Source organism: Frankia sp. Hr75.2 (assembly GCF_949319125.1).
Classification (GTDB): domain Bacteria; phylum Actinomycetota; class Actinomycetes; order Frankiales; family Frankiaceae; genus Parafrankia; species Parafrankia soli.
In genome coordinates, this window is sequence record NZ_CASGGV010000144.1 from 67,224 (window position 1) to 82,040 (window position 14,817).

Annotated in this window: 14 protein-coding genes; 4 read left to right on the forward strand and 10 right to left on the reverse strand. The window is 72.1% G+C overall.

Going from position 1 to position 14,817, the window contains the following annotated elements; translation table 11 throughout:
* Positions 1-66: 66 nt before the first annotated feature.
* Positions 67-1,713, forward strand: coding sequence for a serine/threonine-protein kinase (locus AC559T_RS12620; protein ID WP_131627173.1), 1,647 nt, complete (start codon positions 67-69; stop codon positions 1,711-1,713).
* 128 nt (positions 1,714-1,841) lie between these two features.
* A complete protein-coding gene (locus tag AC559T_RS12625; RefSeq protein WP_235014227.1) occupies positions 1,842-3,275 on the forward strand; it encodes an extracellular solute-binding protein in 1,434 nt (477 codons plus the stop codon).
* Between the two features lie 97 nt (positions 3,276-3,372).
* Here AC559T_RS12625 and AC559T_RS12630 read toward each other — a convergent pair whose 3' ends face one another.
* Positions 3,373-3,933 (reverse strand): VOC family protein, encoded by a 561-nt coding sequence (locus AC559T_RS12630; protein WP_071060015.1) that lies wholly within the window; start codon positions 3,931-3,933, stop codon positions 3,373-3,375.
* Positions 3,934-4,115: 182 nt separating this feature from the next.
* On the opposite strand from AC559T_RS12630, the gene AC559T_RS12635 reads away from it, so the two are divergent.
* A complete protein-coding gene (locus AC559T_RS12635) occupies positions 4,116-4,778 on the forward strand; it encodes a TetR/AcrR family transcriptional regulator (protein WP_498868821.1) in 663 nt (220 codons plus the stop codon).
* 63 nt (positions 4,779-4,841) lie between these two features.
* On the opposite strand, the gene AC559T_RS12640 is transcribed toward AC559T_RS12635, so the two are convergent.
* Entirely contained in the window at positions 4,842-6,029 is a 1,188-nt protein-coding gene (locus tag AC559T_RS12640) for a cytochrome P450 (protein WP_071060014.1), read from the reverse strand.
* Positions 6,030-6,367: 338 nt separating this feature from the next.
* Between AC559T_RS12640 and AC559T_RS12645 the strand changes: the two genes are divergently transcribed.
* Positions 6,368-7,078: a TetR/AcrR family transcriptional regulator gene (locus AC559T_RS12645; protein ID WP_071060075.1), complete on the forward strand. Its 711-nt coding sequence runs from the start codon at positions 6,368-6,370 to the stop codon at positions 7,076-7,078.
* Between the two features lie 80 nt (positions 7,079-7,158).
* Here the strand turns inward: AC559T_RS12645 and AC559T_RS12650 are convergent, their stop codons facing one another.
* Genes AC559T_RS12650 through AC559T_RS12685 form a run of 8 tightly spaced genes read right to left on the reverse strand, consistent with a single transcriptional unit; the run spans position 7,159 to position 14,768 of the window.
* Positions 7,159-8,196 (reverse strand): phosphotransferase, encoded by a 1,038-nt coding sequence (locus tag AC559T_RS12650; RefSeq protein WP_498868822.1) that lies wholly within the window; start codon positions 8,194-8,196, stop codon positions 7,159-7,161.
* Complete coding sequence (locus AC559T_RS12655) at positions 8,193-9,260, reverse strand: phosphotransferase family protein (protein ID WP_498868823.1); 1,068 nt, start codon at positions 9,258-9,260, stop codon at positions 8,193-8,195. Before AC559T_RS12655 ends, AC559T_RS12650 begins: the two co-directional genes overlap by 4 nt.
* Positions 9,261-9,304: 44 nt before the next feature.
* Positions 9,305-9,739, reverse strand: coding sequence for a nitroreductase family deazaflavin-dependent oxidoreductase (locus AC559T_RS12660; protein ID WP_071060011.1), 435 nt, complete (start codon positions 9,737-9,739; stop codon positions 9,305-9,307).
* A gap of 31 nt (positions 9,740-9,770) precedes the next feature.
* Complete coding sequence (locus tag AC559T_RS12665) at positions 9,771-11,018, reverse strand: cytochrome P450 (RefSeq protein WP_498868824.1); 1,248 nt, start codon at positions 11,016-11,018, stop codon at positions 9,771-9,773.
* A 4-nt stretch (positions 11,019-11,022) separates the two neighbouring features.
* On the reverse strand, positions 11,023-11,802 hold the full coding sequence (locus AC559T_RS12670) for an SDR family NAD(P)-dependent oxidoreductase (protein WP_071060074.1): 780 nt from the start codon (positions 11,800-11,802) through the stop codon (positions 11,023-11,025).
* Between the two features lie 5 nt (positions 11,803-11,807).
* Positions 11,808-12,059 carry a ferredoxin gene (locus tag AC559T_RS12675; RefSeq protein WP_112107321.1) on the reverse strand — a complete coding sequence of 84 codons (252 nt, stop codon included), beginning with the start codon at positions 12,057-12,059 and terminating at the stop codon, positions 11,808-11,810.
* Between the two features lies 1 nt (position 12,060).
* Entirely contained in the window at positions 12,061-13,269 is a 1,209-nt protein-coding gene (locus AC559T_RS12680; protein WP_498868825.1) for an amidohydrolase family protein, read from the reverse strand.
* 29 nt (positions 13,270-13,298) lie between these two features.
* Positions 13,299-14,768, reverse strand: a complete 1,470-nt coding sequence (locus AC559T_RS12685) for an aldehyde dehydrogenase family protein (RefSeq protein ID WP_112107318.1) — start codon at positions 14,766-14,768, stop codon at positions 13,299-13,301.
* Positions 14,769-14,817 lie beyond the last annotated feature (49 nt).

The window sequence follows — 14,817 nt, forward strand, 5'->3', positions numbered from 1 at the left end:
ATTCGCTCGAATCGTGCCGGGAATCCGGACGGTGGCCTGGTCTGGGCTTTGGGGGGTACGCGGACCGTGAGCACAAACGGCGTCGAGGTTCAGCCACCGCGATCGAGTGACCCCGTCTCGCTGGGACGGCACAGGGTGCTCGGCCGTCTCGGTGCCGGTGGCATGGGCGTGGTCTACCTGGCCGAGGGCCCGTTCGGCCGGGTCGCGGTGAAGCTCGTCCGTGAGGAGCTCGCGGACGACCCGGACTTCCGCCGCCGGTTCCAGCGCGAGGTCCAGGCCTGCTTCCGGGTGGGCGGCGCGCACACCGTCCGCCTGGTCGACTTCGAGCTGGACGCCGACCGGCCCTGGCTGGCGACCGAGCTCGTCGACGCGCCGAGCCTGTCGGCCCACGTCCGGTTACACGGCCCGCTCGGCCCGGACGAGCAGACGGTGCTCGCGGCCGGGCTCGCCGACGCACTGGTCTCGATCCACGCGGCCGGGATGATCCACCGGGATCTCAAGCCGTCGAACGTCCTGTGGACGGCGCACGGGCCGAAGGTCATCGACTTCGGCATCGCCGCGGCGGCCGACGCCACGGCGATCACCCTCCGCGGACAGTTCGTCGGCACTCCCGGCTGGCACGCCCCGGAGCAGGTCTCCGGCACGGAGGCGACCCCCGCCGCCGACATCTTCGCCTGGGGCGCGCTGCTGTGCTTCGCCGCGACCGGCGAGGCGCCGTTCGGCACCGGGCCCGGCGCGGCGGTGCTGCACCGGGTGCTGGCGGCCGAGCCGTCCACCGGCCTCGGACGGATCACGCCGGGGCTACGCCAGCTCGTATCCAGCGCGCTGGCCCGCGAGCCGGCGGACCGGCCCACCGCCGAGGCCCTGTTCACCGAGCTGGTGGGCTCGCTGCCCGACGGCGCCGACGGCTCGGCCACCCGGTTCCTGCAGACCCGGCCGGTGGTGGCGACGACACCGCCGTGGTCGGCGACCATCCCGCCGACAGGCGACGAGGACGACCCGGCACCCGGTCAGCCGACGCCTGGTCAGCCAACGCCAGGCCAGGCGACGTCCGACCAGGCACGGCCCGGCCAGTCGACGCCGCAGCAGCCACAGCCGGGACGGCGCAGGCGGCGCCGGTTGGTCATCGCGCTCGCGGCGGGCGTGGTCGTGCTGGCCGCGGGCGGGACGGCGGCCGTCCTGCTGACCTCCGGCGGCGACGACGGCACGTCCGACACCACCCTCACCGCCGACTTCACCGCCGACGCGCCATGGCGGCTGCGGATCTCCGACGAGATCCAGGGCGGCGACGACACCGGCTGCACGATCACCGTCACCGACACCGCGACGGGCGACAGCCGCTCGATCACCGACGTCTACGGGGAGAAGATCTACCAGGTCTCGCAGGTCGGGACGTTCCGCCTCGGGGTGAACAACCCGGGCTGTGTGGTCCAGGGCCTGGAGACCGCGGGTGACGCGTCGCTGCCGTTCGCGACAACCTCGTACACCGGTGACACCGAGGCCTTTCACACCGAGGGCACGGTCACCGTCAAGGTCGTCGACTTCAGCGGCAGCGAGGACTGCGCCCTCGAGCTCCACTCGGCCACCGACGGCCGGCTGCTCAACTTCGGCACCGCCAGCCCGGACAACCCGGTAATCACCCTGGACGCCGGCGGCCCCGACCAGGTCTACCTCGCCGAGCCGCCCTGCGGGCTGCGGGTCCTCCCCGGCTGAGCGCGCCGGTAGGGGCGCCCCTGTCGGGTGGCGGCCTGGGCTTTCGGCCCGGTCCGGGGCGATGCTGTCACCGACGGAAACCGGGCACCCGCAGCGGACCGAGGGCATGCCCACCGAAGGGAGCGACGATGCTCGGGAACGTGTCAGAACCCCGCCCACGGCACCTGGACCCACGCGGCCCGGGCACCCGCCGGGCCGGCTCGTCCCCACGCCGCGCCGGGCCGCTGGGCGCGCTGCTCGCCGGGACGGTCACGGTCGGCCTGCTCGCGGGCTGCGGCGGCGGCTCCGGCGCGGCCACCGATCCGGCCGAGAGCCTGCGCCCGACGGCACGGCCGGCGACCGCGAACGTGGACGACGTCGCCGGCGCGAAGGCGTCGCCGGAGTGCGCCGCCGCGGTGAAGACGCTGCGGATGTTCGCCCTGGGGTCGCTCAACGACGCGGCGAAGTCGGGCAAGGCGTACATGGAGAAGGCCCATCCCGGCCTGACCGTCGAGCTCACGGCCGACGCGACCGGCTACCCCCAGCTCGTCCAGCAGATCAGCGCGGACCGGGCCGCCGGGCGCCCGGCGGACGTCGCGGTCGCCGGCTTCGACCTGCTGCCGACCTTCGCCGACAAGCTCGGCGCGCAGCCGCTGTCGCCCCGGTTGCTGCGGGCGTCCTACGACCAGCGGTTCCTGCCGCTCGGCGAGTACGGCGGCCGGCTCGTCGCGGTGCCGCAGCAGGTGTCCACGCTCGCACTCGTCTACAACGCGGACGTCCTGGCGAAGGCCGGGGTCGACCCGAAGACGCTGGGCACGACCACGGGGGTGCTCGCCGCGGCCGAGCGGATCAGGAACTCCGGTCAGCAGATCCAGCCGATCGACCTGCCGACGGGCGGGTTCGCCCAGTGGTACCTGACCACGCTGGCCAGCTCGAAGAACACCCCCGCGATGAAGGCGGACGGCCAGCCCGACCTGACCAGCCCGGCCGTCCGCGAGGCCGCCGCGTTCCTGGCCAAGGTGGGCACCTACGGAACACAGTCGAGCGACCCGACCACGCAGGGCCTGCTGCGCTTCGGCATCCGGCAAGAGACGGCGATCAGCGCGGTCACCCTGCCGTCGCTGGCCGCGGGGCTGCGCTACGTCCATGATCAGGGCGCGCAGGGCTTCAAGGTGGGTGTCGCCCCGTTCCCGACCCTGCCCGGGGGCACTCAGCACCCCGTCGCGGGCGGCAACGGGCTGTCCGTACTGTCGACGGACCGCTGCCAGCGGGAGATGGCCACCGAGCTGGTCGTCGCGCTGCTCGCCCCGGACGTGATCGCCGCCGGCACCGAGGCGTTCAGCTTCCTGCCGGTCGACACCGAGGCCCGCAGGCAGCTCGCGCCGTTCTACCGGGAGTTCCCGGAGCTGACCCAGTTCGACGCGCTGATTCCGGATCTCGTCCAGGCGCCGACCTGGGGCGGTGAGCGCGGCGGCGAGGTCCACGACGCGCTGAACGACGAGGTGGTCGCAATCATGACAGGAGCCGACCCCGGCACCACCCTCACCGCGGCCCAGCGGAAGATCGCCACCCTGGTGAAGTGATCTCCCGCTCGGGACAGTTCGGACCCCGGGCACCACCCTCACCACGGCCAGTGGGAGATCGCCGCACCGGGACGATGATCTCCCACTCGGGATGTGTTCAGACGCCGAGGGTGCGGACGGGGTCGGTGCCGTCCCAGCCCTCGGTGGCGGCGCGGACGAACTTGGCCATGCCCTCCGTGGCCGGGTTCAGCTCCATGATCTCGATGATGGTGGCCGGGCCGGCGGGCGGCTCGAAGTAGGCGTAACGGGTCGCGCCGTCACCGCCGCCGGTCCAGACGATCGGCCAGCCCGCGGCCTCGATCGAGCTCATGGTGGCGTCGAAGTCCGGGGCCCACCAGGCGAGCTGGTGGAAGCCCTCCTTCCCGGACTCGAGGAACTCGGTGTAGATGCTGGGCGCGTCACCGTGCTGCTGGATCAGCTCGACCTGCATGTCGCCGGTGTTGGAGAAGGCGACCGACATGGTCACCTCGCAGTCCTTGCCGCGGAAGAGCCCCGCCTGCGGGTGCTCCCGCAGCACGTACCAGGGGCCGACGCCCAGGCTCAGCCAGGAGGCGATCGCCTCGTCGAGGTCGCGGACGATGTAGCCGATCTGGCGCGCAACGCCGGGCAGGACGTCCGGGTTGACGGCGGTGGGCGGGGTGGTGGGCGAGGTGGTCACGGTCCGCTCCTCGGGTCTGACGCGGCTCCGGCCGGACCCGCGGGCTTGGGTTGACCGGGACCGAGCTCCGCAACAGCGGCCAGTCCCGCGACGCGGGGGAACGCTAGCCGTGCCGGCGGAAATGCGTCAACTGTTCTCATCTGTTCTCATCGCCGCTGGAACTGGGCCGGTAGAATTGATCTGTGCCCACCGGAGCAGCCGGCACGGGCGCTGACCGCAGTCAGCGCCGGGCCTCCTACCAGCAGGCGCGCTCGCACGAGACGAAACGCGCCCTGGTGCAGGCGGCCGTGGCGCTGTGGCGCGCGAACGGCTACGCGGCGACCACGGTCGCCGACATCTGCCGGGCGGCCGGGGTCTCCAAGGGGCTGTTCTACTTCTACTTCCCGCGCAAGGAGGACGTCCTCCTTGAGATCGGTGTGCTCTCCACCCGCGGCGCCCGCCGCACCGCGCACGAGCTGCTGCGCGGGCCGTACGACGTCACCGCCGTCGTCGCGGCGACGCTGGGCGGCCTCGAGCGGTCGATGCGGCGCAACCCGCCCGAGCTGATCATCGAGACCATCCTCGAGAGCTACCGACACGAGCACCGGGCGCTGGCCGGCGAGGTGCCCCCGGAGCCGGCCCCGCTGATCTTCGGTGACCTGTTCGACCGCGCGGTGGCGGACGGCGCGCTGCCCGGTCACGTCGACGCGGCGCGGCTGGCTCGGCTGGCGCAGTCGCTGGTCAGCGAGGGCGCCCGCCACTGGGCGGCCGGCGCGTACGCGCCGCGGTCGTTCGCCGACGTCGTCACCGAGGACATCACCGCTCTCATCGCCGGCTTCAGCCAGCCGCCGCCACCACCCGCCTGAGCCCGCCGGCTCCACCCCGGTCCGGGAGGATCCCTGACGTGGCCTCCCGGACCGGGACGACGCTCAGACGACGAGCGGCAGGTGCTCGTACCCGCGCACGGTGCTGGTGTGCAGCCGCACCGCGCTGTCGTGGTCGACCTGGTAGTTCGGGAAGCGGCGCAGGGTCTCCTCGATCCCGATCCGGCCCTCCATCCGGGCCAGCGCCGCGCCCAGGCAGAAGTGGGCGCCGCGGCCGAACGCCACGTGGCCGTCGAACTTACGGTGAATGTCGTAACGGTCCGGGTCGGTGTACTTGCGCCCGTCCCGGCCGGCCGATCCGGTGAGCAGCAGAACCTTCGCGCCCGTCGGGATCGTCGTCCCGTGCAGCTCGACGTCGTTCTTGAGCATGCGGCCCTGCACCGGGGACGGCGCCTCGTACCGCAACGTCTCCTCGACGGCGTTCGACAACAGCGACGGGTCGGCGGCCAGCTCGGCCCGCTGGTCGGGATGGGCCTCGAGCAGCACACACGCCCAGCCGAGCAGCCGGGCGACGGTCTCCGTCCCGGCGCTGACGATCTCGTTCGTGACCGACGCCGCCTCCGGCGTGGTCAGCCTGCGGCGCTCGCCGTTCCCGTCGGTGACCTCGGCCTCGGCGAGACCGGTGATCATGTCGTCACGCGGCGACCTGCGGCGGTCCTCGATCAGCCCGGCGAAGTAGGTGCGCAGCTTGATCGTGGCGGCGTGGGAGGTCTCGTTGACCATCCCGACGCCCTCCTCGATGTGGAAGGTCAGGTCGATGGTCCTGCGGACCTCCTCCCGGTCTGCCGGGTCGACCCCGATCAGCTGGGAGATCACCTTCGACGGGAGCTGCGCGGCGAAGTCACTGATGTAGTCGAACCCGCCCGCGCCGATCTGCGGGTCGAGCATCTCCGCGCACAGGACGCGGATGTGCTCCTCGAGCGCGGCGATCCGGCGCGGGGTGAAGGCGCGGGACACCAGCGACCGCAGCAGGTGGTGGGCCGGGGCATCCGTGAAAATCATGAAGCCGGGCGGCATCGGCTCCGGCGTCATGATCTCCAGGATCGTGCCGTGCGCGGAGCTGTAGGTGTCCGCGTTGACGTGGGCGGCGTCGATGTCGGCGTGCCGGGAAAGCGCGTAGAAGTCGAACTTGTCGTTGCGGTAGACGGGCTCCTCGTCACGCATCCGCTTCCAGAGCGGGTACGGATTGACGTCGATCACCTCGTCGAAGGGATCCCAGTATAATTCGGCCACTGTCGTAGATCTCCTCGTCGCGTTCACAGGCACGGCGTCCACTGGCACTTTCCAGAAGACAGTCTTAGTCGCCCGGCCAAGCCCACACAAACGACGAATACCGGTGTGACCTGCGCCACCATGGCCCCGAGTCCGGCCCGGTCGTGGTCGGTCGCGCTCCGGCTGCGGTCCGGTCGCGACAGGGGCGGACCGGGCGGGCGGGAATACAGGTGCGGTGCGCACGGAGATCCCTCGGGGACGAACGGTGTGAACGCCGACACTGGTAACGTCGGAGAGTGTCCTGGGCCGAACGCGCCGCCGACCGCTCGCCGTCGGTCCAGCGTTCGAGATCGCGCAGCATGCGGCAGGCGAAGGTCATCGTCGAGGCCGCCGAGCGACTCATCCTGCTCAACGGCGCCCGCTTCACGACGCAGGAGCTCGTGAAGGAAGCCGGCATCGCGACGCAGACCTTCTACCGGCATTTCACCGGCAAGGATCAGCTGCTGCTGGCCGTCATCGAGGACATCATCGCCAACCAGACCGCGCGCTACGAGGCGTCCGCGCAGCACCTGCCGGGCCCGGTCGCCCGGCTGCGCCACTACGTGCGGTCCGCGGTGTCGTCGCTGAACGCGCCGGGCTGGGAGGGTGCCGGGGCCCGGTTCATCCCCGCCGAGCACTGGCGCCTGCACCAGCTGTACCCGGAGGAGCTGGCGCACGCGACCCGGCCGTTCGCCGACCTGGTCGCCCGCGAGCTGACCGCGGCGCAGGAGGCCGGCCTGCTCGCCCCGCGGCACATCGAGCGCGACGCCACGGTGGTCGCCCGACTGGTGACCTCCGTCTACCACCACTATGCGTTCGCCAGAACGGACGAGACGGCCGAGTCGATCGGCGACTACCTGTGGTCCTTCTGCCTGGCAGCCCTCGGCGGCAGCCCGGAGGCGGAGCAGCCCGCCGAGCCGGCCCGGACGCATCCGCCGCCGGAATCGGCGACTCCCGCCGTTCAGACTGTCCTGCCGCAGCAGGCTCCCGCGGCCGCGCGGAAGCGACCGCTGCCACAGGCCGCGCGGTAGACACCAGCCTCACAGCCCGGCCCCGAACGCGGGCACGCCCGTCTCCAGCAGCCACGGGGGGCGCCGGAGACGGGCGGCTGTCAGACTCCGAGCAGGTCCAGGCTCCCGTGCTGGGCCACGGCGAGGCCGAGTCGGGCGGTCAGGTGCTCGACGATCGGGCGGTCCACCGCCCGGGTGATCGCCCACAGGTAGAAGCCGTACGGCAGGTGAGCCCGGTACGCCCACCAGGCGTCGTCGCGCGCGGGCGGGGTGACGCCGTGTGCGGCCAGCCGGCCGAGGTAGTGGTCGAGCAGGTCACGCTCCGAGCGGGCCCGCTCATCGGGGTCCAGGACCGCCGCCAGGTGGTAGCCGACGTCCAACGCCCACACGCCGTGCTGGGCGACCTGCCAGTCGATGAGCCCCGGGGAACCGTCGGCCAGCTCGTAGACGTTGCCGGTGTGCAGGTCTCCGTGGACGAGACAACGCGGCTGGTCACTGATCCCGGCCAGTCTGCCCATCGCCGCCAGCAGCCGGTCCGCGCGGCGGACGTCATCCGGCACCGCCGGCACCCGGCCGTCGTCGAGCTGGGTCTGGAGCTGCTCGGGCGCCAGGACCCGGGCGAGCGACGCGAGCCGGGGCGGGAACGCGGCCGTCAGCTCGCCCTTGTCCTCCCAGGTCGCCGCGTGCAGCGCCGCGAGCTGGTCGAGCGTGCCGGTGGCCTGTTCGGCGTCGTAGCCCACGAGCGGGTCGAGGAAGGTGGCACCGGCCTCGACCAGGTCCTCCATCAGGACGAGCGCGTGGTTCGTCTCCTCGTCGACCGCGGCGTGCACGCACGGCGGGGTCCGCACCGGCAGGGTGGAGGCCCACTGCCGGTATAAGTCGGCCTCGACGCGGGTGCCTCGCCCGCGCACGGCGGGGTTGAAGTACCCCTTGGCGCACAGCGCCGCCGGCGCGCCGTCGACCGCCTGCGCGTACTCGACCTGGAAGCGCACCTTCGTCGCGACGGTCTGCAGCCGCTGCGTCACCGTCGTGCCGGTGACGACCGCCCCGGGCCACGACTCACCCAGTACCGCGGTGAGCCACTCGGGCGATCGCACGACCTCCTCGTCCCATGGCGCGGGGCCGCCCGGGATGCTCATGACAGTTCCTCCGGGTCGAGGTCGAGCAGGCGGTAGGCGCGTTCCAGGTAGGGGCCGCGCTCCGACCTGCCCGCCAGCGGGAGCCGCATCGACCGACGGGTGTGCAGGCCGAGCAGGGCCGTTTTGACGCAGGCGAAGACCTCGTGCCAGAGCAGGTTCTCGACCCGCCGGCCGGTCAGCTCCTCCCAGAGGTCGATGGTCTCCTGCCGGGTGCCGAGACCGTCGAGGCGCGGCACGCCCTGGAAGGAGCTGTGGATCTCGTCGAAGTGCAGCCACCAGCCGAGATCGGCCGTCGGGCCGGCCAGCGACGCCTGCTCCCAGTCCATGACGCCGACGACCTCGAAGTCGTCGCCGAACATCATGTTGCCGATCCGGGCGTCGCCCCAGGACAGGCCCGGCACGGGCTCGGCGGGCCGGTTCGCGGCCAGCCACTCGAACAGGGTGCGCACGGCATCGGGCACCTCGTCCTCGAGCGCCCACGCCGCGAAGCGGTTCCAGTAGGTGAGCTGCTGCTCGGGGCCGGTGCTGCCCAGCTCGGCGAGGTCGACGAAGCCCACCTCGTCCACAGGCATCATGTGGATGGCGGCGAACTGGTGCATCGCGCTCTCCCACAGGGTCCGCCGCTGGGCGGGTGTCGCCTCCGTCAGCCACCCCGTCTTGTTGTAGACCGGCATGCTGACCGGCACCCGGCCGCGCATCCGGCGCATCACGAAGAACGGCTGCCCGAGCAGCGCGGCGTCGTCCTCGAACCACAGCGTCTCCGGGACGCGCACCGAGCCGTTGCGGCGCAGGGCGGCCAGCAGGTCGTACTGCATCCGGAACCGGGGGTCGAGGAACATCTGGTGTTCGGGCCTGGGCCCGATCCGCAGGACCAGGTCGTCGACGCGGCCCGCCGAGCGGGCTTCGAGCAGGATCGTCTCGTTGGAGACCCCGGCCCCGGTCGGATAGGTCAGCTCGCCCAGCGTGACGTCGTCGACGCCTAATCGGGCCGCGAGCCACGGGCGCAGGACCTCGACCGTGGCGTCGAGGTCGCGGCCCTTGGAGAAGACCGGTGCGACGCTCATCCGTACTGCTCCTTTCATCGCGATCGCGGCAGCAGGCCGGCTTCTCAGGACGGGGTGAGGACGACGACCGGGATGACCCGGTCCGTGCGGGTCTGGTACACGTCGTAGTTGGGCCAGCTCGCGGTCACGATCTTCCAGAGCCGGGGCTTCTCGTCCTCGGACGCCGTCCGGCCCACCACCGGCAGGTGCAGGCCACGGACCTGGATCTCGGCCTCGGGATGCGCCGTCAGGTTCCAGTACCAGGCCGGGTGTTTCGGCGCTCCGCCGGTGGACGCCACGACGAGGTAGTCGTCCCCGTCCCGCGCGAAGATCAGGGCGGAGGTGCGCTTCTCGCCTGACTGCCGGCCGACCGTGGTCAGCAGCAGGGTCGGCACACCGTTCCAGAGGTAGCCGACCTCACCGTCGGTCTCCCGGTAACGCGCGATGTGCTCGGCCCCGCGCAGACTCAGGTCCGGGGCGGTGTAGCCGGTCTCGCTCATGGGATGTCTCCTCACCCCCGAGGTCTCGGGGTCACCCGAAGACGACGGGGATCTCGGTCGCGCCTCGCTCGTACATGCCGATGAAGCGGGGTGCCTCGCGGTCGGGGTCGAGGCGCAGGTCGGGGAGCCGGTCGAGCAGCGCCCCGATCCCGACCCGCATCTCGGCGCGGGCCACGTGCATGCCCAGGCAGACGTGGGCGCCCCCGCCGAAGGCGAAGGACGGCCGCAGGGCGCGGGTGATGTCGTACTCGTCCGGGCGGTCCCAGCGGGCCGGGTCGCGGTTGGCCGCGCCGATGCACAGGTGCAGCACCGACCCGGCCGGCATGTGCACGCCGAAGAAGTCGACGTCCTCGGTCACCCAGCGGGAGAACATCGGGTCGGTGGGTGACCACCGCAGCGACTCCTCGATCGCCGGCCGGAGCAGCGAGCGGTCGGCGCGCACCGCGGCCAGCGCCTCGGGGTGCTGCAGCAGCGCGGTGAGCGTGATGCCCATCTGCTTCCAGGTGGTGCCGGAGCCGGCGGTCAGCAGCAGCACCGAGAAGGAGTAGATCTCGGCGTCGGTGAGTCGGTGCGTGACCCCGTTCTCGTCGGTCATCTCGGCCTGCACGAGGATGCTGATCAGGTCGTCCTGCGGGTCCGCACGCCGGGCGGCGACGATCGGCTCGAGCATCCGCACGATCTCGTCGGGCCTGGTCAGCGCGGCACGGATGTCGAGCGCCTGGTCGACGGGCACGCCGAAGCTGCTGGTGATCGTGAGCACCGGGATGGCCGCGCAGAAGTCCACGTTCAGCTCGGCCCGCCCCGCGTCGACGAACCCGTCGATGAGCAGGTCGACGGTCTCCTCGATCCAGTTGCTGATCCACCATTTCGCCTTGCCCGGCACGAACGAGGGCTGCACGAGCCCCCGGTACCGGCGGTGCTGCCTCCCGCCCATCGACAGCATGCTGTTCGTCGCGCCGTACGGGCCGTTGTTGGGATCCACCGGCCCGGCCGCCGACGCGAACACCTCGGGATCGCGGTAGGCGGCGTCGCACGCGGCGTAGCTGAAGGCGGAGAAGTGCGGGCGGTCGGGGTACGGCAGACCGGAGAACATCGCCGGGCCGTCGAAGCCGGTCAGCTCGTGGACGATCCCCGGGTGCACCGGGGCCTGCTCGCGCAGCCGGTGCCAGACCGGGTACGGGTCCTCCCGGTAGCCGCCGCCCATGTGCACGTTGTAGCTGCTGCGCAGGTCGAACAGCTGCCGGACCCGCTCGCGGTCGAGAGTGGCCGTCGTGCTCATCGGGTCACCTGGCCACGTATCCGCCGTCGACCGGCAGCAGCACACCGGTGATGTTGAGCGCGCGGTCGGAGACCAGGTAGACGGCGGCCTCGGCGCAGTCCTCGGCCGTGATCGGGCGGCCGAGCGGATGGGTGGCCCCGACGTTCTCCACCATTTTCTCCCGGGCGTCCCCCGAGATGGTGAGCCCGCCGGCGGCCATGAAGTTGGTGTGCGGCATCCCGGCCGGGCAGATCGCGTTCGCCCGGATGCCGAACGGCGCGCCCTCGATGGCCACCGCGCGGGTCAGCTGGTGCACCGCGCCCTTGGTGGCGCCGTAGACGGAGCCGCCCCAGGCGACGAGGCCGGCGACCGACCCGGTGTTGAGGATCGCCCCGCCCCCGCCCTGCCGCTTGAACTGCAGGACGGCCTGCTTGCAGCCGTTGAACACGCCCCCGAAGTTGACCGCGACCAGCCGCTGGAAATCCTCGGCGGTGTGGTCCTCCAGCTTCGCGCCCAGCCGCGGGGTCGGGACGCCGACGTTGTTGAAGACGATGTCGATCCGGCCGAACTGCGCCACGGCCGCCTCGATCGCGGCGGCCACGTCGGCCTCCTTCGAGACGTCGCACTCGGCTGCCGCCGCGGTGCCGCCGGCCGCCTCGATCGCGGCCGCCGTCTCCTTGATCCCCTCGGGCCGGATGTCGGCGCACAGCACCCGGGCGCCCTCCTCTGCGAACCGCAGTGCCGAGGCGCGGCCGACCCCTGAGCCGGCACCCATCACCACGGCGATCTTGCCGTCGAGCATCATGCTCGTCACGCTCCTGTTCCGTCCTGCGCCAGGCCTGTGTCCTGCGCCAGGCCCGCGTCGTGCGCCAGGCGCAGCGCGCCGGTCGGGCACGACTCGACGGCGATGCCCACCACGTCGGCCGGGTCGTCGGCCTCGGCGAGGACGACCGCCTTGGCCTGCTCGTCCTGGGTGAAGGTGCCCGGCGCGTAGTCCACGCACATGCCGCTGCCGATGCACCGCTCGCGGTCGACGACCGCGAGCGGTGCCCGCCCTGCCATGTCAGGCCTTCGCGAGCACAGGCGGCTCGGCCGGCGTGAACCGGTACAGCCGCTCGGCGTTGCCGCGCAGGATCTTGTACTGGACCTCCTCTGACAGGTGGCCGATCCGGTTCTTCACGACGTCGATGCAGTTCGGCCAGGTCGAGTCGGAGTGCGGGTAGTCCGTCTCGCACATGATGTTGTCCTCGCCGATCTCGTCGATGCTGGCGATGCCGTGCGCGTCGTCGATGAAGCAGCCGAACACGTGCTCACGGAAGCTGGCGCGGATGTCGAGGGTGTCCAGGTCCAGGGCGTCCGCCCCGGCGTGCTCGTTGAAGCGGACACCACGCTTGACCCAGTGGCGCTGCTTGTCGATCACCTGCTCGGCGCGCTCCAGGTAGTACGGCATCCAGCCGATCTCGCCCTCGGAGAGCGCGATCTTCAGCTTCGGGTACCGCTGGAACATCCCGCTGAACAGCCAGGAGAGCATGGCGCCCGAGGTACGCATCGCGCCCCAGGTCAGGTTCGCCATGAACGGCGCGTCGGGAGCGATCTTCGGCACCTGCGACGAGGAGCCGACGTGCATCGACGCGACCATCTCCAGGTCGTTCGCGGCAGCCATCACCGGCTCCCAGTACCCGTCGCGGTCGTGGATGGTCGGCAGGCCCAGCGGGGCCGGGTTCTCCGAGAAGGCGAAGGTGGTGGACCCCTTCGCCGCGCAGCGCTCCAGCTCCTTCACCGCGAGCTGCGGGTCCCACAGCGGGATGAGGGTGAGCGGGATGTAGCGGCCGGGAGCGCTGCCGCACCACTCCTCGATCATCCAGTCGTTGTAGATCTTCAGGCACACCAGGCCGAACTCGCGGTCGCTCGCCTCGGAGAACATCTGCCCGCAGAACCGGGTCACCGTCGGGAAGCACAGCGAGGCCAGGACGCCGGCCCGGTCCATGTCCTCCAGGCGGGCCCGCGCGTCGTAACAGCCGGGCCGCATCTCGGCGTAGGAGAGGGGCTCGGGGCTGAACTCCTCCTTCTCCTTGCCGGCGACGGCGCTCAGCCCGGAGCTCGGGAAGCGCTTGCCGTCGTAGACCCAGCAGTCCATTCCCTTGTCGTCGATCACCATGTGGGGGGCCCGGTCGTGGTCCTTGGCGGGGAGCCGGTCGGTCCACAGGTTCGGCGGCTCCAGGACGTGGTCGTCGACGGAGATCAGCCAGTCCAGCGGCAGTGATGACGTCATCAGTGGTTCCCTCCGGTCCGGGAGCGAGCTCAGCGGAGCTCGCCGATGGCGAGGTGCTTGACTTCCTGGAAGGCGCGGATGCCGTCCGGCCCGCGCTCGCGGCCGAGGCCGCTGTGCTTGTAGCCGCCGCCCGGCGCGTAGGCGCTGAACACGGCGGTGTTGACGTTGACCGCCCCGGTCCGCAGCCGGCGGGCGACGCCCACCGCCGCGGCGACGTCGGCGCCGTAGACCTGGCCGGACAGCCCGTAGTCGCTGTCGTTGGCGATCCGCACGGCGTCGTCGAGGTCCCGGTAGCCCAGGACACTGATCACCGGCCCGAAGATCTCCTCCTGGGCCGCGGGGTTGGCGTTGTCGGGGAGGTCGAGCACGGTCGGCTCGAAGTAGTAGCCGCGCTCCAGCCCGGCGGGCCGCCCGCCGCCGGTGACGACCTTCCCGCCGTTCTCCTCGGCCAGCCGGACGAAGCGCTCGCACCGGTCGCGCTGGCCGGCGCTGATGACCGGCCCGAGCTTCGCCGACGGGTCTGTGGGCGGGCCGACGGTGAGGGCGCCGTAGGCGCGCGACACCGCGTCGAGGACCTCGTCCTTGCGCTCGCGCGGCACCAGCATCCGGGTGGCGGCGACGCACGCCTGGCCGGCGGTGGCGGCGACGACCGCGACGGCCCCGGCGGTGGCCCTCCCGACGGCGTCGGGCAGGTAGATCTGGGCCGACTTGCCGCCCAGTTCGAGGGCGACCCGCTTCACCGTCGGGGCGGCCTGGGCGAGGATCTGCCGGCCGACCACGGTCGAGCCGGTGAACGAGACCATGTCGACGGCCCGGTGGGTGGTCAGCAGCTCGGCACCGGCGGCGCCGGCCTCCACCACCACGCTGAGCACGCCCGGCGGCAGCCCGGCCGCCTCCGCCGCCGCGCCGAAGACCAGCGACGACAGCGGGGTGAGCGGGCTGGGCCGCAGGATCACCGAGTTCCCGGCGATCAGCGCTGGGATGATCTTCTGCATCGCCATGATGATCGCCCCGTTGTAGGGGGTGATCGCGGTGACGACGCCGACGGGCTCGTGCCGGCGGAAGCTCAGGCTCGCCCCGGCCCGGACGAGGTCGTCCAGCGGTACCGGGTTGGCCTCCTCGTGCGACATCGACAGGTAGAGGTCGATGGTGCCGCGGGCCAGGCCGAGGCCGGCGCCGAACTGCGCCCGCTCGGCGAACCCGGTGGGCTGGCCCGCCTCGGCGACCATGGTGGCGACGAGCTCGGCCCGCGCGGACTGGAAGTAGTCGAGGAACGCGCCCAGCACCTTCGCCCGCTCGGCCGGCGGGCGGTCCGCCCACACGCCCTCGTCGAAGGAGCGGCGGGCCTCGGTGATCGCGCGCTCGATCTCGGGCAGGGGGGTGGCCGCCACGTCGGCCACCGAGGTCTCGTCGGCCGGGTTCTCGACGGCGAAGACCTCGTCGCCCTCGACCCAGGTGCCGGCCACGTACGAGCGGCGCTCCGCGATGATCGCTGCCACGGGCTCGTTCCCTTCTCGGTGCACATGCCCACACGGGGCGTCGGGTGAC

What these genes read in the sequence shown, in the direction of transcription:
- AC559T_RS12625 (WP_235014227.1), top strand. Translation starts at nt 1,842, where the DNA reads ATGCTCGGGAACGTGTCAGAACCCCGCCCACGGCACCTGGACCCACGC.
- AC559T_RS12645 (WP_071060075.1), top strand. Translation starts at nt 6,368, where the DNA reads ATGCGGCAGGCGAAGGTCATCGTCGAGGCCGCCGAGCGACTCATCCTG.
- AC559T_RS12650 (WP_498868822.1), bottom strand. Translation starts at nt 8,196, where the DNA reads ATGAGCATCCCGGGCGGCCCCGCGCCATGGGACGAGGAGGTCGTGCGA.
- AC559T_RS12655 (WP_498868823.1), bottom strand. Translation starts at nt 9,260, where the DNA reads ATGAGCGTCGCACCGGTCTTCTCCAAGGGCCGCGACCTCGACGCCACG.
- AC559T_RS12660 (WP_071060011.1), bottom strand. Translation starts at nt 9,739, where the DNA reads ATGAGCGAGACCGGCTACACCGCCCCGGACCTGAGTCTGCGCGGGGCC.
- AC559T_RS12665 (WP_498868824.1), bottom strand. Translation starts at nt 11,018, where the DNA reads ATGAGCACGACGGCCACTCTCGACCGCGAGCGGGTCCGGCAGCTGTTC.
- AC559T_RS12670 (WP_071060074.1), bottom strand. Translation starts at nt 11,802, where the DNA reads ATGATGCTCGACGGCAAGATCGCCGTGGTGATGGGTGCCGGCTCAGGG.
- AC559T_RS12675 (WP_112107321.1), bottom strand. Translation starts at nt 12,059, where the DNA reads ATGGCAGGGCGGGCACCGCTCGCGGTCGTCGACCGCGAGCGGTGCATC.
- AC559T_RS12680 (WP_498868825.1), bottom strand. Translation starts at nt 13,269, where the DNA reads ATGACGTCATCACTGCCGCTGGACTGGCTGATCTCCGTCGACGACCAC.